At 73.1% G+C, this 16,161-nt stretch carries 14 protein-coding genes and 2 pseudogenes; 7 read left to right on the top strand and 9 right to left on the bottom strand.

The genetic code is table 11. The features are described 5' to 3' along the window. Together EEJ42_RS30270 and EEJ42_RS30265 are read right to left on the bottom strand one after the other, a co-directional pair. Positions 1 to 406 (bottom strand): annotated as a pseudogene (locus EEJ42_RS30270) (hypothetical protein); the annotation flags it as partial. A gap of 93 nt (positions 407 to 499) precedes the next feature. Further along, positions 500 to 1,282 carry an HAD-IIA family hydrolase gene (locus EEJ42_RS30265; protein ID WP_123104965.1) on the bottom strand — a complete coding sequence of 261 codons (783 nt, stop codon included), beginning with the start codon at positions 1,280 to 1,282 and terminating at the stop codon, positions 500 to 502. Between the two features lie 147 nt (positions 1,283 to 1,429). On the opposite strand from EEJ42_RS30265, the gene EEJ42_RS30260 reads away from it, so the two are divergent. Then, a complete protein-coding gene (locus EEJ42_RS30260) occupies positions 1,430 to 1,624 on the top strand; it encodes an antitoxin (RefSeq protein ID WP_123104963.1) in 195 nt (64 codons plus the stop codon). A 5-nt stretch (positions 1,625 to 1,629) separates the two neighbouring features. Here the strand turns inward: EEJ42_RS30260 and EEJ42_RS51190 are convergent, their stop codons facing one another. Then, positions 1,630 to 3,105, bottom strand: coding sequence for an MSCRAMM family adhesin (locus tag EEJ42_RS51190; protein ID WP_184503342.1), 1,476 nt, complete (start codon positions 3,103 to 3,105; stop codon positions 1,630 to 1,632). A gap of 117 nt (positions 3,106 to 3,222) precedes the next feature. After that, positions 3,223 to 4,305: an ROK family transcriptional regulator gene (locus tag EEJ42_RS30250; RefSeq protein WP_123104975.1), complete on the bottom strand. Its 1,083-nt coding sequence runs from the start codon at positions 4,303 to 4,305 to the stop codon at positions 3,223 to 3,225. Between the two features lie 67 nt (positions 4,306 to 4,372). Here EEJ42_RS30250 and EEJ42_RS30245 point away from each other — a divergent pair, with 67 nt between their 5' ends. The 5 genes from EEJ42_RS30245 to EEJ42_RS30225 all read left to right on the top strand — a co-directional run bounded on the left by EEJ42_RS30245 (position 4,373) and on the right by EEJ42_RS30225 (position 9,979). Continuing rightward, positions 4,373 to 5,512: a Gfo/Idh/MocA family oxidoreductase gene (locus EEJ42_RS30245; RefSeq protein WP_123104961.1), complete on the top strand. Its 1,140-nt coding sequence runs from the start codon at positions 4,373 to 4,375 to the stop codon at positions 5,510 to 5,512. Then, positions 5,509 to 5,997 (top strand): heme-degrading domain-containing protein, encoded by a 489-nt coding sequence (locus EEJ42_RS30240; RefSeq protein WP_123104959.1) that lies wholly within the window; start codon positions 5,509 to 5,511, stop codon positions 5,995 to 5,997. The genes EEJ42_RS30245 and EEJ42_RS30240 overlap by 4 nt, the downstream gene beginning before the upstream one ends. A gap of 54 nt (positions 5,998 to 6,051) precedes the next feature. Beyond that, complete coding sequence (locus EEJ42_RS30235; protein WP_246097491.1) at positions 6,052 to 7,449, top strand: MFS transporter; 1,398 nt, start codon at positions 6,052 to 6,054, stop codon at positions 7,447 to 7,449. A 7-nt stretch (positions 7,450 to 7,456) separates the two neighbouring features. Beyond that, positions 7,457 to 7,792: an N-acetyltransferase gene (locus tag EEJ42_RS30230; RefSeq protein ID WP_123104955.1), complete on the top strand. Its 336-nt coding sequence runs from the start codon at positions 7,457 to 7,459 to the stop codon at positions 7,790 to 7,792. 450 nt (positions 7,793 to 8,242) lie between these two features. Further along, positions 8,243 to 9,979 carry a sulfatase-like hydrolase/transferase gene (locus EEJ42_RS30225; RefSeq protein WP_123104973.1) on the top strand — a complete coding sequence of 579 codons (1,737 nt, stop codon included), beginning with the start codon at positions 8,243 to 8,245 and terminating at the stop codon, positions 9,977 to 9,979. Between the two features lie 84 nt (positions 9,980 to 10,063). Here EEJ42_RS30225 and EEJ42_RS30220 read toward each other — a convergent pair whose 3' ends face one another. From EEJ42_RS30220 to EEJ42_RS30200, 5 genes and pseudogenes are all read right to left on the bottom strand, one after another. Next, on the bottom strand, positions 10,064 to 10,930 hold the full coding sequence (locus EEJ42_RS30220; protein ID WP_123104953.1) for a fumarylacetoacetate hydrolase family protein: 867 nt from the start codon (positions 10,928 to 10,930) through the stop codon (positions 10,064 to 10,066). Positions 10,931 to 11,072: 142 nt separating this feature from the next. After that, positions 11,073 to 11,825, bottom strand: coding sequence for a YidC/Oxa1 family membrane protein insertase (locus EEJ42_RS30215; RefSeq protein WP_123104951.1), 753 nt, complete (start codon positions 11,823 to 11,825; stop codon positions 11,073 to 11,075). A 120-nt stretch (positions 11,826 to 11,945) separates the two neighbouring features. Further along, a pseudogene (locus EEJ42_RS30210) lies at positions 11,946 to 12,267 on the bottom strand (DUF6412 domain-containing protein). A 48-nt stretch (positions 12,268 to 12,315) separates the two neighbouring features. After that, on the bottom strand, positions 12,316 to 13,095 hold the full coding sequence (locus tag EEJ42_RS30205) for a class E sortase (protein WP_246097489.1): 780 nt from the start codon (positions 13,093 to 13,095) through the stop codon (positions 12,316 to 12,318). 136 nt (positions 13,096 to 13,231) lie between these two features. Continuing rightward, entirely contained in the window at positions 13,232 to 14,578 is a 1,347-nt protein-coding gene (locus EEJ42_RS30200) for a DUF445 domain-containing protein (RefSeq protein ID WP_123104943.1), read from the bottom strand. A gap of 273 nt (positions 14,579 to 14,851) precedes the next feature. On the opposite strand from EEJ42_RS30200, the gene EEJ42_RS30195 reads away from it, so the two are divergent. Next, positions 14,852 to 16,159 (top strand): SGNH/GDSL hydrolase family protein, encoded by a 1,308-nt coding sequence (locus tag EEJ42_RS30195; protein WP_123104941.1) that lies wholly within the window; start codon positions 14,852 to 14,854, stop codon positions 16,157 to 16,159. Positions 16,160 to 16,161 lie beyond the last annotated feature (2 nt).

Genomic DNA, 16,161 nt, shown 5'->3' with positions numbered 1-16,161 from the left:
CGGGCCGCGGCGCACCGCCGCCGCCCGCGTGCACGGGCGCGACGGGCGAGGGCGGGCGTTCCACGGCGACGGACACCTTCCCGGTGCCCCCCGGCGCCGTGCCGCCGCCGCAGTCCACGGAGACCCGATGCGCGCCCTTGGTCGCCGTCGAGCGGATCGTCGCCTCACTGAACAGCCCGTCGCCCTCCGGGGTCAGCTCCGCGTCGCTGACGAACACCGGCGACGTGGCCGTCGCCACCATGCCCTCGCAGCCGAAGGCCCGGACCTCCACCTCGGCGCCGGGCGCGATGGCGAGCGGGCTGACCCGGATCGTGGCGGTTCCGTCGTGGCGCTGATCGGCGAGAGCGGGCCCCGAGGCGACGAGACAGAGGGCCGCCGTACAGAGTGTGAGGGTGGCGATGCGCATCGTGAACCTCCCACCACGAGGCTCACGCGCCCTGCCCGGGCCCGCATCCGCTGCGGACCCGGCCCTGCTCCATATGGGTGCTCGGGCAGGTGCTCAGACGACGCGTTCCACCAGGTCCGCGATCGAGTCGACGACGGTGGACGGCCGGTACGGGAAGCGGTCGACCTGGTCGGACTGGGTCACCCCGGTGAGCACGAGGAACGTCTCCATGCCCGCCTCCAGACCGGCCCGCACGTCCGTGTCCATCCGGTCGCCGATCATCGCGCTGCTCTCGGAGTGCGCGCCGATCGCGTTCAGCCCGGCGCGCATCATCAGCGGATTCGGCTTGCCGACGAAGTACGGCTCCTGGCCCGTCGCCTTGGTGATCAGCGCCGCGACCGAGCCCGTGGCGGGCAGCGCGCCCTCCGCCGAGGGGCCGGTCTCGTCGGGGTTGGTCGCGATGAACCGGGCCCCGTCGTTGATCAGGCGGATCGCCTTGGTGAGCGCCTCGAAGCTGTACGTACGGGTCTCGCCGAGCACGACGTAATCCGGCTCGACGTCGGTCAGGACATAGCCGATGTCGTGCAGGGCGGTCGTCAGCCCCGCCTCGCCGATGACGTACGCGGTGCCGCCGGGGCGCTGCTCGTCCAGGAACTGGCCGGTGGCCAGCGCCGACGTCCAGATGTTCTCGACCGGCACGTCGAGGCCGATGCGGGACAGCCGGGCGTGCAGGTCACGGGGGGTGTAGATGGAATTGTTCGTGAGCACGAGGAACGGCCTGCCGGACTCGCGCAGCCGCTTGATGAAGGCGTCGGCCCCGGGCACCGGTATGCCCTCGTGCATCAGCACCCCGTCCATGTCGGTGAGCCATGACTCGATCGGCTTGCGCTCTGCCACTGGTTGCTCTCCGCTCGGCTTGACCGTCTGGGCGACGTCCACAGCCTAACCGGGGCCTCCGGAGCCTCAGCGCGACAGACCCGCACAGCTGTCCGATCCTGAGGGGAGGGGGAACGCGAGCCGAACGGTAACCGTAAGGAGACCGCCATGGGCATCATGGACAAGCTGAAGGACGCGATCGGCAAGCACCCGGACAAGAGCCGACAAGCCGCACGCAAGGGGGCGGACACCGCCGACAAGAAGACAGGCGGCAAGCACTCGGAGCAGGTCCAGCGCGGCTCGGACAAGGTCGACGAAGAGCTCCGCCGCCGGGGCGAGGGGCCCCGGGGCGGTGAGCGGTAGCGTCCTCAGCGCCTCGCGCGCCGGGACTTCACGACGAGGGCGGCCCCGCCTGCCACGAGTCCGACACTGATCACGCCGAGCCCGGCGAGCCGGACGTTCTGTCCGGTGGCGGCCAGCTCGGGCTTCCAGTGCTCGGGGCGGCGGGTGCCGTCCTCGTCGCTTTTGTCGCTCTCCTCGTCTTGCTCGTCCTGCTCGTCTTGCTCGTGCCCGTCCTCGGGCTGACCGGTGCCGTCTTCGTCGGTGCCGCCGGGGTCGGTTCCGGTGCCGGGGTCGGTGCCGGGCGGGGTTTCGGTGCCGGTTTCGTAGCCGGGGTCGGTGACGGTGCCGGGGTCGGTTCCGGTCTCGGCGCCGGTCTCGGTGCCGGGGTCGGTGCCGGTGCCTGTTTCGGTGCCGGGGTCGGTTTCGGGGTCGGTGCCGGTCTCGGTGCCGGGGTCGGTTTCGGTGTCGCTACCGGTCTCGGTGCCGGTCTCTGTGTCGGTGCCGGTGTCCACGTCGGTGTCGGTGCCCGTCTCCGCGCTCGTGTCGGTGCCGGGGTCCGCCTCCGTATCCGTCGCGTCCGTGCCCGCCTCGTCCGTGCCGGTGCCCAGATCCGTCTCGACGCCCAGGTCTTCGTCCGTGCCGGAATCCGCCTGGCCCTCGGTGCCCTGGCCCGTCTCGCTCTTGAGGCTCGGCGGCGGTGGTGCGACGGGGCTCCGCTCCAGACGGCGGGTCGGGCTCGGCGCGGGAGTCGGCTCGGCGCTCGGCTCAGGGTCCGGCTCCAGCTCGGCCTTGGGCTCGGGCTTGGCGCTGGGCACCGGCTCGGCGCTGGGCTCCGGCTCCGCGCTGGGCTCCGGCGCGGGATCCGCCTCCGACGTGGCGTCCGCGCCGGGTACCGCCGCCGCGTCGATCCGGAACGCGTAGTCGTTCGACTGCCCGACCCAGTCCCCGTCGTCCGCGCGCCGCTGGACGGCGATGGCGTTGGCCGTGACCGGGCCCAGGGGTGCGTCGGTGGTGAAGCGCGAGCGTATGCGCACGTCGACCGTCTTCCCGGCCGCCACGGTGAACCCCTTGAAGTCCTTCTCGAAGACCCCGATGTTCTCGTCCTCATCGGTCGTCTGGAAGGAAACGGGCCGCCAGGTGCCGCCGCCCGCGGACGGGTCCAGGAACTCGAACTGGATCTGGCGGGGCCGCAGCGCATGGCCCTGGTCGACGAGGACCGCGACGGGGTGGACGGCCCGGCAGCCGGTGTCCGTGGTGTTGCGCAGTTCCAGGTGCCACTGCTGCCACCCGGCGCCCCGCGCGTAGTGATCCGGCCCGCCGCGCAGCCGGGTCTCTATGGGGAAGTCGGCGGCGGTCCCGTCCCCGCAGGTCGGGGCGGGTTCGGCCGCGGCGACGGGCGCCCCGATCCCGTACAGGGCCGGGGCGAGGGCGAGCGCGGCGGCGGGCAGGGCGGCGCGGAGGGACAGGGCGGCGCGGAGGGACAGGGCGGTGGGCAGGCGCATGGATGACCTCTGCTGGCAGCGGCGTATCCCCGAGCACTCCGCCACATTCCGCGTCCGCACGCCGACACACCGCGGGAGCGGCCGATTGCCCCCGACTGGCCGTCAACAAACCCTCGATCAGCCCAATGCGAAGAGCGGGGCGAGCACCAGCTGCGCCGCTCCCCCGACCACCGCCCGGGCCCCGCCGCGTACGACGTCGACCGGGACCGTGGGGCGGCTGGTGCGGGCGGCGTCCTCGGCGAGCACGGCGGCCACGCCGCGTACGTACGGGGCGGGGTCGGCCAGCACGACGCGGCCGCCGAGCAGCACCCGGTCGATGTCGAGGAGCCGTACGAGGTTGGCGGCGCCGACGCCGAGCAGCCGGGCCGCGTGCGCCTGTTCGCCGCGGGCGACGGCGGCCAGGCACAGGGCTTCGAGGCAGCCGCGGTTGCCGCAGTCGCAGGGCGGGCCGTCGAGCTGGACCACCTGGTGCCCGAACTCCCCCGCGTCCGTCCGCGCGCCCCGGTACACGCCGCCGCCGAGCACGAGCCCGGCGCCGAGGCCGGTGCCCAGGTGCAGATACGCGAACGAGTCGGTGGCCGGGGCCGCGAGGCCCAGGGCGGCGGCGTTGGTGTCCTTGTCGAGGGCGACGGGCAGGCCGAGCCGCCGGGCGAGCGCGTCGCGCAGCGGGAGCCCGTCCCACTGCGGGAAGCCGGTGACCCGGTGCAGGACGCCGGAGCCGTGGTCGAGTGGGCCGGGCGCGGCGACCCCCACCCCGAGCAGCCCCTCCGCGGCGGTCTCGGCGATCAGCGCCTCGACCTCCGACGCCGCCGCCGTCAGGGCCCGCTCGGCCGGGGCGCCGAAGTCGAAGCGTGCCGTACGGAGGGCCACAGGCGTGCCCGCGAGGTCGACCAGGACCGCCGTCAGCTCGTCGCGGTCCAGGTGCAGGCCGATCGCGTGGCGGGCGTCCGGGACCAGGCGGAGCACGGTACGCGGCTTGCCGCCGGTCGAGGCGCGGCGGCCCGCCTCGGCCGCCAGGCCCTCGGCCCGCAGCCGGGCCGTGATCTTGCTGACGGCCTGCGGGGTGAGGCCCGTGCGGTCGGCCAGCTCCAGCCTGCTGACGCCGTCCTCGCCCGCGTCGCGCAGCAGGCGCAGGACGAGGGCGGCGTTGTGGCTGCGCAGGGCGGACAGATTGGCTCCGGGCCCGGCCGCCCCCGACATCGTGCTGTTCACACCCCCATTGTGGTCATCGCTTGCGCTTTAGCAACACTGTTGTCAAAGTGGCCGCATGGATGCCAACAGCAGGGATGACAGCAACAGGGACAGCAGCGGGGGCGCCAGCAGGGATACCCGCACGCTCCGGGCAGGGCTGATCGGCTACGGCCTCGCGGGCTCCGTCTTCCACGCCCCCCTGATCGCCGCCGCCGACGGCCTCGCCCTCGACACCGTCGTCACCGCCAGCCCCGAGCGGCAGCAGCAGGCCCGCGACGAGCACCCCGGCGTGCGCATCGCCGCATCCGCCGACGAGCTGTGGGCGCGCGCCGGTGAGCTGGACCTGATCGTCATCGCCTCCCCCAACCGCACCCACGTCCCGCTCGCGCGCGCCGCGCTCGAAGCGGGGCTGCCGGTCGTCGTGGACAAGCCGCTGGCCGCGACCGCCGCCGAGACCGAGGAGCTGGCCGCGCTCGCCGAGGCCGGCGGGCTGCTGCTGAGCGCCTTCCAGAACCGCCGCTGGGACAACGACTTCCTCACCCTGCGCAAGCTGCTCGCCGACGGCGCGCTCGGCGACGTGCTGCGCTTCGAGTCGCGCTTCGAGCGGTGGCGGCCGCAGCTCAAGGGCGGCTGGCGGGAGTCCGGCGACCCGGCCGAGATCGGCGGACTGCTGTACGACCTGGGCAGCCACCTGGTCGACCAGGCGCTCACCCTCTTCGGCCCCGCCCTCTCCGTCTACGCCGAGGTCGACGTACGCCGCGCCGGGGCGGAGGCCGACGACGACACGTTCATCGCCATCCACCACGCGAACGGCGTCCGCTCGCAGCTGTGGATGAGCGCGATCACCGCCCAGCTCGGCCCGCGCTTCCGGGTACTGGGCAGCGAGGCGGGCTACGTCAAGTACGGCCTCGACCCGCAGGAAGCGGCGCTCCGCGAGGGCCTGCGCCCCACGGAGTCCGGGGCGTGGGGCGCCGAGCCCGAGTCCGCCTGGGGGCGGCTGGGCGCGGGCGAGTCGCCGCTGACCGGCGGTGGGCAGCCCGTTCCCACCGTCCGGGGCGACTACCCCGCGTACTACGCCGCGATCGCCACCGCGCTGCGCGACGGCACCCCGCCCCCGGTCACCGCGGCCGAGGCGGCGTCGGCGCTGCGGGTGCTGGAGGCGGCCCGGGTGTCGGCGACGGAGGGCCGTACGGTCCACATGGGAGGCGCCGCATGAGCACCCCCGCATCCGATCTCACCGACCTCATCGCCCGCCTGGAGGAGCAGGAGCGCCGGCTGCGCCTCCCGTCCCTCGGCAACGACGACGCCTGGCGCCTCGGCTGCCTGATCGCCGAGCTGGCCGAGGGGCGCGGCGCGGCCGTCACCATCGGCGTGCGCCGCAACGGCCAGCGCCTCTTCCACCGCGCCCTGCCCGGCACCTCGGCCGACAACGACGCCTGGCTGGAGCGCAAGTGCCGGGTCGTCGACCGCTACGCCGCCTCCTCCTATCTCGTCGGCACCCGCTTCCGGGCGAAGGGCACGACCTTCGAGGAGTCCTCCCGGCTCGACCCCGACCGCTACGCCGCCCACGGCGGCGCCTTCCCACTCCATGTGACCGGTACGGGCGTCATCGGCACGGTCGCCGTCTCCGGGCTGCCGCAGGCGGAGGACCACGCGCTGGTGGTGGACGCCCTGGAACGGTTCCTCGCGATCAGGCCCTGACCTGCGGCATCGCTTCGCCGGGCGCCGAAGCTTTCCGCGCCTACGGTGACGTGCATGGCGACGAGAACCGGTACCCCGGACCTACCGGCCACCCGCGGCCCCGCGCGCGTCCTGTCGTGCGCGCTGGTCGCGGTGTGTACGGGCTACTTCATGGTCATCCTGGACAGCACGATCGTGAACGTCGCCCTGCCCGCCCTGCGGACCGATCTGCGGGCGGGCGTCAACGGCCTCCAGTGGGTGGTGGACGGCTATCTGCTGGTGCTGGCCGCCGGGCTGCTGTCGGGCGGGGCGCTCGCGGACCGCTTCGGCGCCCGGCGGGTGTTCCAGGCGGGGCTCGGGGTGTTCGTGGTGGCGTCGCTCGGCTGCGGGCTGGCCCCCGACGTACCGGTGCTGGTGCTCGCACGGGTGGCGCAGGGGGCCGGGGCGGCGCTGGCGGTACCGGCCTCGCTGGCGCTGCTGCGGGCCGCGTACGACGACCGGACGACGCGTGCCCGCGCGATCGGGGTGTGGGGCGGCATCGCCGGGGTGGCCGCGGCCGGCGGCCCGCTGCTCGGCGGCGTCCTGGTCGCCGCGGTCGGCTGGCGCTGGGTGTTCTTCGTCAACGTGCCCATCGGGCTGGCCGCGATGGCGCTGACCGCACGGTACGTTCCGGCGCCGCGCGCGCAGACCGGCAAGCGGCTTGACCCGGCCGGGCAGATCACCGGCGTCGTGGCGCTGACCGCGCTGGCCCTCGCCATGATCGAGGGTGGCCGCACCGGAGTGAACGCGCTGGTGGCGGGCAGTGCGCTGGTGTTCGTCCTGGCGGGCGCCGGGTTCCTGGCCGTCGAACGGACGGTGCGCACGCCGATGCTGCCGCTCGGGCTGTTCCGCGACGCCACCTTCTCCGGCGGCACGGCGGTCGGCCTGCTGATCAACCTCGGCTTCTACGGCGAACTGTTCGTCATCAACCTCTACTTCCAGCAGACCCTGCACTACTCCGCGCTGCTCGCCGGGCTCGCCCTGCTGCCGCAGATGGGCGTGGTGGCGGCCGGTTCATGGCTGTCCGGGCGCTTCACGGCGCGGGTCGGCAGCCCGCGGCCCACGCTGCTCGTCGGCCTGGTCACGGGCGGGGCGGGGCTGCTGACGCTCACGGGGCTCACCGCGGCGGTCGCGCACGTTCCGTATCCGCTGCTGGTGCTCCCGCTGATGGCCACCGGCTTCGGGATGTCGTTCACCATGCCCGCCGTGACGACGGCCGTCACCGACGGCGTGCCCGGCGAGCGGGCCGGGCTCGCCTCCGGGGTGATCAACGCGTCCCGCCAGACCGGCGGCGTCATCGGCGTCGCCCTCCTCGGCGCGCTGGCCGGTCAGGGCGCTGTGGCCGGGCTGCGGACGGCGCTGGCCGCCGCGGGGCTGGCCTTCCTCGCCGGGGCCCTGATAACCCTGCGCACCGTCGACCGCGCCGTGCCATGATCCAGCGGTGCCCGCAGCGACGATACGTCCCCGAACCGACGAGGATCCGGCCGCCTGTGTCACCGCGCTCGCGACCGTACAGCGCGCCGACCGCTACCCGGTCCACTGGCCCGACGACCCCGAGGGCTGGCTGACGCCGGACGGGATGCGCGGGCACGCGGCGCGGGCGGCCCTGGCGGACGGGCTGCGGCCGGTCCTGGAGGTCGACTCGGGCGCCACCGCGGCCATCGGGCTGTACGAGCGCGCCGGGTGGCGCTTCGTCAGGGCCATGACCGCCGACTGGCACACCGCGGACGGACGGCTCGCCGTGGTCCACGCGTACAGCGGACCTGCTGGTCATTGAACACTTCCGGCCGCCGGGCCGTACGGATAACGGCGGCCCTTGACCCCCGAGCCTGGTCCGCCGTGTCACCACCGGGCCACGCACGGAAGGACCTTCGGGATGCGCCAGCAGCCGGACAAGGACAACGCCGACAAGGCTGCCCCGGAGGAGGGCGAAACCCCGGAAGACCGCCCGCCGGAGCGGGAACCGGTGGCCAACGCCGAGGGCCAGGGCAGAGACCCCGAGGGCGGTGCCCCCAAGGACAGTGGCCCCGAGGGCAGTGACGACACCGAGGGCGACCTCAAAGACGAGGACGACGGCGACGGCGACGGCGACGGCGACGGCGACGGCGACGGCGACGGCGAGGACAATACCGACGACGAGGCCGACGACGTCGAGGCCACAGCCCCCGACCACAAAGCCGCCCAGGACAAGGCCGCCGAAGAGGACGACGACGCACCGGCCGAGCTGCTGGGTGCCGCCACCGCCGGTGACGGCGCCGACGACGACGGCCCCGGCCCGGAGCAGGCCGTCACCGGCCGCCGCGGCTGGCGGGGCCGGTATCCCGTCGCGGCACGCGCCCTGTCGTGGACGGTCACCGGCCTGTCGCTCGCCCTGGTGTTCGTCGCCCTGCTGCTGCCGACGAAGCTCGAACTCCTCACGGTCGACCACTTCACCCGCATCCCGGTGGAGCTGATATTCGGCGCCGGTCTGCTGCTGCTCCTGCCGCCCCTCGCCAGGCGAGTGGTGGCGGTGCTGGCGGGGCTGTTCCTCGGCGCGCTGGCCATCCTCAACATGCTCGACATGGGCTTCAACGAGTTCCTGGGCCGCGGCTTCAACGTGGTGCTCGACTGGATCCTGCTCGACGACGCCCAGTCGTACCTGGAGGACTCGGTCGGCCAGACGGCCGCGGCGGCCGCCGTGGTCGGGGTCGGGCTGCTCGCCCTCGCCGTGCTCGCCCTCACGGCGCTGGCGGTCCTCCGGATCGGCAACGTCATGGCCCGCAACAGCGTCGTGGCGACCCGCACCACCCTGGTGGCCGGGACCGTCTGGGTCGCGTGCGCGTCGGTCGGCGCGCAGGTCGCGGGGCTGCCGGTGGCGTCCCGGAGCACCTCCGAGCTGGTCCAGGACCGGGCGGAGCGGGTGCAGAAGACCATCGAGGACGAGCGGGAGTTCCAGAAGATCGCCGCGTACGACACGTACGGGGACACCCCGGGCGATCAGCTGCTGACCGGGCTGCGCGGCAAGGACATGATCTTCACCTTCATCGAGAGCTACGGCCGCAGCGCGATCGAGGACCCGGCGATCGCGCCCGGCGTCGACGCGACGCTGGAGAAGGCGACCAAGCGGCTGGACGAGGCCGGATTCGCCGCCAAGAGCGGGTGGCTCACGTCGGCGACGTACGGCGGCAGCAGCTGGCTGGGCCACTCCACCTTCCTGACCGGCCTGTGGATCGACAACCAGAACCGCTACCGCACCGTCACCGCGGGCGACCACCTGTCCATCACCCGCGCCTTCAAGCGCACCGGCGCCTGGCGGACGGTCGGCATCATGCCGGGCGTCCAGAAGAGCTGGCCGGAGGGCACGTTCTACGGCCTCGACCACGTCTACGACTCGCGCGAACTGGGCTACAAGGGGCCGAAGTTCAGCTGGTCGACCATGCCCGACCAGTACGCGCTGAAGGCGTTCGAGCAGCTGGAGCACGGCAAGAAGCACGACAAGCCGCTGATGTCACTCAACATCCTGACCTCCAGCCACCAGCCCTGGGCGCCCATCCCGAAGACCATCCCGTGGAGCAAGGTCGGGAACGGCTCGGTCTACAAGGGCATCGAGAAGGCGGGCAAGCGGCCCGAGGACGTGTTCACCGACTCCACCAAGGTGAAGCAGGAGTACGGCAAGTCCGTCCAGTACTCGGTGAACAGCCTCATCGACTACATGATCAAGTACGGCGACAAGAACACCGTGCTCGTCTTCCTCGGCGACCACCAGCCTCTGGCCCGGGTCAGCGGCAACAACGCGAGCCGGGACGTGCCGGTCTCGATCGTCGCCCATGACCCGAAGGTGCTGAAGCGGATCGCCGACTGGAACTGGGCGGACGGGCTGATGCCCCGCAAGGACACCCCGGTGTGGAAGATGAACAGCTTCCGCGACCGCTTCTTCAAGGCGTACGGCTCGACGCCGAGCGCCTCCCCGCGCAAGGCCAAGTGATCGCCCGCGGCCCCCGGTGCCCGCTGGGCTCCGGGGGCCGCGCCGTACGTGAGGGGTCGGGCGTGCGGCATCAAACGCCCGGCGTCAGGCGTCCTTGAACTCCTGGCGCTGGCGGCCCAGCCCGTCGATCTCCAGCTCCACCACGTCCCCGGCCCGCAGATACGGCTTCGGCTCGGGACGGCCCATGGCGACGCCCGCCGGGGTGCCGGTGTTGATGACGTCGCCCGGGTAGAGGGTCATGAACTGGCTGAGGTAGCGCACCACATGGGCGACGCCGAAGATCTGCTCGGCCGTCGTGCCGTTCTGCTTGATCTCGCCGTTGACCCACAGCCGCAGGCCGAGGGCCTGCGGGTCGGGGACCTCGTCGGCGGTGACCAGCCAGGGGCCCAGCGGGTTGAACGTCTCGCAGTTCTTGCCCTTGTCCCACTGGCCGCCGCGCTCGATCTGGAAGGCGCGCTCGGAGACGTCGTGCGCGATCGCGTAGCCCGCGACGGCGGCGAGGGCGGCCTCGTCGGAGTCGAGGTAGCGGGCGGTGCGGCCGATGACGACGGCCAGCTCCACCTCCCAGTCGGTCTTCACGCTGCCACGCGGGACCAGCACCGTGTCATCGGGGCCGATGACCGTGTCGGGGGCCTTCATGAAGAGGATCGGCTCCTCCGGGAGGGCAGCGCCGGTCTCGGTCGCGTGATCGTGGTAGTTCAGCCCGATGCACACGATCTTGCCGATGCGGCCCAGCGGCGGGCCGACCCGTACGCCGCCGTCCTGGATCACCGGCAGCGCGTCGGCGCCCTCGGCCTCGGCCGCCGCGCGGATCCGGGCGAGCGCCGCCTCGTCGGCGAGCAGGGTCCCGTCGATGTCCGGGACCAGGCCGGACAGGTCGCGGAGGGTGCCGTTCTGGTCGAGGAGGGCCGGGCGTTCCGCCCCGACCGGTCCGACGCGCAGCAGCTTCATCCTCACAACTCCCTGGTCTCAGGACGGCGGCCAGGGGCGACTCCATGCCCTCTGGCCGCTCGATCCTCCATGAGCCTCATCCACCCCGCAAGACCCCGTTCACTGACTGGACCGAGGTCTCGCTCAAGCGCTTTCCCCCTGCTCACCGTCCGCGGAGCAGCAGGGCCCGCTCCACCGCGGTCCAGGTGGTGCTCGTCGCGAGGTAGAGCCCGGCGGCCAGCGGCACCACGGCGGCGGTGATGAGCGTGCCGAACGACAGCAGCGGCAGCACCCGCGCCACCCCCGCCACACCGGGCGCAGCGGTCGCCGAGGGCGTGCCCTTCGCACCGGTCGCACCCTTCGCACCCGTCGCCCCCCTAGCGCCGGGGGCCGCCGTCGCGTCGCGGGCCGCCTTGCGGTTGCGCACGTACGTCCAGGTCGCGACGGCCGCGATCAGCGCGAACAGGCCGAGGTAGACCAGCCCCTGCTGCCCGGCGAACGCCCCGCCCCAGCGGCCGTCGAGCGGCGCCCCGGCCAGGGTGTGGTCGAGCAGGTCCCCGGCGCCGCTGCCGGTGGAGAACACGTGGTACATGACGAAGAAGACCGGCAGCTGGACCAGGGTCGGCAGGCAGCCCGCCAGCGGGGACGCCCCCTCCTTCGCCTGGAGGTCGGCCATGGCGCGGCGCAGCCGCTCGGGGTCGTTCTTGTGCTTGCGGCTCAGCTCGGCGATCTTCGGCGCCAGCGCGGCGCGCGCCTTCTCGCCGCGCGCCGCCGCCCGGGCGAGCGGATGGAGCGCGGCCCGGACACACAGGGTGAACAGGACGATCGCGGCGGCGGTCGCCGAGGCCCCGAACAGCGGATCGAGCCGGTCGGCCAGGGTGGTCAGCAAGGTGCCGAGGGATGCGAAAACAGACATGGGGAGCCCTCCACGGGTCTCGTCATGGGCCGGATGACCGAAGAGAAAACGGATCGGCGTGACGAGCCGCGTGGGCGCCGCGGCAGGGGGTGATGCGGGATGCTGCGGGTGCGTGCGCCTCTACGCGGCCGTCGGGAGACGACGGCCCGGCGCCCGGGGCCTGGGGCGGCCCGCGGCATCGGGGTCCCGCTGCGGCAGGAACGCGGTGCGGCGCTCCCGGTCCCGTATCGCGGTGCGTATGCGCCCCGGGGGGCGCGGGCACCCGGGCCCGGGCGGCAAGGACCGCGCAGGTCAGCAGCGCGGCCGCGACGGCGGCGGTGGCAGCGGTGGTGGCGGCGAGGGCGACGGCGCTGATCAGCCCGGTCTGGGTGAGCAGGGTGCCGGTCAGCAGGAAGAGGAGCACGCCCAGGTGCATGCGCAGCAGCTCGATGCGATGCGTCATGCGGCTTCCCCCCTTTTACACGTCGCTTCTCACTCGACCGCCATCAGTCTACGAGGCACCTCCGACAACGCGCGGCCCGGCCGCCGTCAGCTTGGCCCACACCACCAGCCGGTAGCGGGAGGTGTATTCGGGGGTGCAGGTGGTCAGCGTGAGGTAGGAGCCGGGCTCGGTGTAGCGGTAGCGCGGATGGACGGAGCTGTACGGCACCTTCGCGATCACCGTGCCGTCGGAGGGCGAGGTGCGCGGCAGGGTGCGCTCGACGACGTAGGTGAAGCGGGCGTGGAAGGTCTCGATGCTCACCCTGTCCCCGGGCCGCAGCTCATCGAGGTGGCGGAACGGTTCGCCGTGCGTATTGCGGTGGCCCGCGAGCGCCACGTTGCCCGTCTGCCCGGGCTGGGCGGTCCCCGGATAGTGGCCCACGTACCCCTTGTTGAGGACGTGCGGCTTGCTGATGCCCTCGGCGACCGGGGCCGTGAGCCCGATGCGCGGGATGCGGATCACCGCGTACGTCTGGTTCCGGCTGGGCGTTCCGGCGCGAAGCGTGGGAATCGCGGTGCGGCTCTGACGGCGCGTATCGCCCGCGCCCGTACCCCCGGAGCCCGTACCGCGCCCGCCCGTACCGCCGGAGTCCGCATCGTCTCCCCCGGACGGGGGCGTGACCGAGGGGTCGTCGGCGCTCCACTGCCGCTCCAGCGACTCCACTTGGCGCTTGGCGCCCGCCCGCGCCTCCCGGTTGGTCCACCACATCTGATGGGCGACCAGCAGGAGCACGACGAGCCCGATCGTGACGGCGACCTCGCCGCCCGTCCACAGCACCCGGGCCAGCACCTGTCTTTTCCCTGGGCGCCGCCGTCGCACACCGACCCGCACACCGACCTCCCCACCCAGGCCACCGCCACCGGGAGGGGCACCATAGGCCCTGCGGCACGCACCCGCCAGAGACGCGCGCCCGGCAGGTGCGGCGCTACCCGCCGCCCAGCCCCCGCGAGACGGTGTAGATGACGAGCCCCGCCAGGGCGCCCACCACCGTGCCGTTGATCCGGATGAACTGGAGGTCGCGGCCGATGTGGGCCTCGATCTTCCGGGAGGTGTGCTCCGCGTCCCAGCTCGCGACGGTCTCGGTGATCAGCGAGGTGATCTCGTTCCGATAGGTCGTCACCACATAGACGGCCGCGTCCTCCAGCCAGCCGTCGATCTTGCCGCGCATCCGAGCGTCCGTCACCATCCGCGTGCCCAGCGACAGGATCGCCGCCCGGGCCCGCAGCCGCAGCTCGCTGCGCTCGTCCTCGGCCGCCGCGACAATCATCGCGCGCACCGAGGCCCAGGCGGAGGCGATCAGGTCCTGCACCTCGCCGCGGCCCAGCACCTCGCCCTTGAGCCGCTCGACCCGGTTCCGGGTGTCGCTGTCCGACTGGAGGTCCCCGGCGAAGTCGGACAGGAAGCGGTCCACGGCGCCGCGCGCCGGGTGGTCCGGCATGTCGCGCATCTCACGGACGAACCGCAGCAGTTCGCGGTAGACCCGCTCGCCGACCCTGCGGTCCACGAACCGCGGCGTCCAGCCGGGCGCGCCGCCGGTCACCGCGTCCATCACCGACTCGTTGTGCTCGACCAGCCAGTCGTGGGCGCGTACGCACACCAGGTCCACGGCCCGGCGGTGGCCGCCGTCCGCGACGATCCGCTCCAGCAGCTTGCCGAGCCCCGGCGCGATCTCCTGGGCGTCCGCGCGCCGCGTGATCGCCTCGCCGACCACGGCCTGTACGTCGGAGTCGCGCAGCACGGTGAGCGCGCCGCGCAGCGCGGTCGCCAACTCGTCCGTCACCCGGTCGGCGTGCGCGGGTTCGGCCAGCCAGGTGCCGAGGCGGCTGCCGATGCCGACGGCGCGCAGTCGCATCCGTACGACGTCGCCGGACAGGAAGTTCTCGCCGACGAAGTCGCCCAGGGTCGCCCCGAGCTGGTCCTTCTTCGTGGGGATGATCGCGGTGTGCGGAATGGGCAGCCCCATCGGCCGCCGGAACAGGGCCGTGACCGCGAACCAGTCGGCCAGCGCGCCGACCATGCCCGCCTCGGCGGCCGCGGCCACGTACCCGGTCCAGCCCCCGGCGCCGGAGTTCTGCGCCCACTTGGCGAGTACGTACACCAGCGCGACGGCGAGCAGCATGCCCGTGGCGATCGCCTTCATCCGGCGCACACCGCGCCGCCGCTCCTCGTCGAGAGGGGTGTCCGCGAACGCGACGACACCACCGGCGGCCGCCCTCGCGCCGGGCGGCGGCGGCCCTTCGGGCCCCTTTTCATCCGTCGTTGTCCGGTTCATACGCTCCACCCGGTCGAGCCGTTCCCTCTATTGTCTCGTTCCTGTCTCACTCGCCCCTGAGTGGAACGAACGGCGAGTTCCCGTCGTCTGTCTGGGGGAGCGACCCCGTCCAACCGGGGGCAGGCCGACAGGCGGACCTCTGTCCGGACATGGGATCATGGAGGACCGACCGGACCGCATCGGCGAAGCACCGTCGCTCGCCGTTCCCGTTCACTTTCGGAGCCTGAAGGCTCCGGCTGCCCGAGGAGACCTCCGCCCATGAGCGTGCCCCCCATGCCCAGACGCACGGCCTATGCCGTGTTCGCTGCGCTGGCGGCTGTGGTGGTCCTCGTCTCGACCGCGATATTCGTCGGGGTCGGCGGCCGGGACCGGAATGTGAACGAATCCGCGCAGGGTACCCGCAACTCCGCGGCCCCGGCCTCGTCGGGCTCCTGGGTGGGCACCTGGTCGACGTCCGCCGCCGCGGCCGAGCCGAACACGCTCCGCGGCCTGTCCGGCATGTCGATACGGAACGTCGTCCACACCAGCATCGGCGGCACGGGCGCCCGCATCCAGCTCTCCAACCTGTACAGCGCCCGCCCGCTGACGATCACGCATGCCTCGCTGGCGCTGGCGGCCGCCCCCAGCAACCCGACGGCCGCCGCCGGCACCATGCGCAGGCTCACCTTCGACAACCGCTCCTGGGTGACCATTCCGCCCGGCCAGGCCGCCACCAGCGACCCGGTGCGCATGAACATCCCGACCGCCGCCGACCTGCTGATCACCATCTACGCCCCGCAGGCGTCGGGCTCGGTGACGTACCATCCGCACGCCCGCCAGACCTCGTACCTGGCGCGCGGCGACCGCACGGAGGACACGGCGGGCGCCGCGTACACCGAACAGAGCCCGTTCTGGCGCTATCTGAGCGCCGTGGACGTGTGGTCCAAGGAGGCACAGGGCTCGGTCGCGGTGCTCGGCGACTCGATCACCGACGGCATCACCTCCACCGCGGGTGCCAACCACCGGTGGACCGACTTCCTCGCCGAGCGGCTCCGCACCGAGCCGGGAGCGCCCCGCCTCGGCGTGCTCAACCAGGGCATCAGCGGCAACCGCGTGCTGAGCGACGGCACCCAGTTCCCGCCGAACAACCCCAGCGGGCTGTCCCGCTTCTCACGTGACGTGCTGGACCGTACGAACGTCAAGGCCGTCATCATCGAGCTGGGCGTCAACGACATCCTGCGCATCCCCCATCAGACGGACCCGAACAAGATCGTTGACGGGCTGCGGCGGCTGACCGAACAGGCGCACGCCCGGGGGCTGCGGGTCATAGGGGCCACCCTGTCGCCGTTCTACGGCCACCGCGGCTACACCCCGCTGCTGGACTCCGTGCGCGAGCGGGTCAACGCCGAGATCCGGGCCGGGAAGGTCTTCGACGAGGTCGTGGACTTCGACAAGGCGCTGCGCGACCCGGCGCAGCCGCTGCGGCTGCGCCCGGCGTACGACTCGGGCGACCATCTGCACCCGAGCGACGAGGGCTACCGGGCTATGGCGCGGGCGCTCCCCCTCGACTACCTCCGGGGGAGCGCGGCCGCCGAGCTGTGACG

Source organism: Streptomyces botrytidirepellens, assembly GCF_003721215.1.
Lineage (GTDB): Bacteria > Actinomycetota > Actinomycetes > Streptomycetales > Streptomycetaceae > Streptomyces > Streptomyces himastatinicus.
Note: the sequence above shows the minus strand (reverse complement) of the source record. Positions and strands in the feature narration are given on the sequence as shown.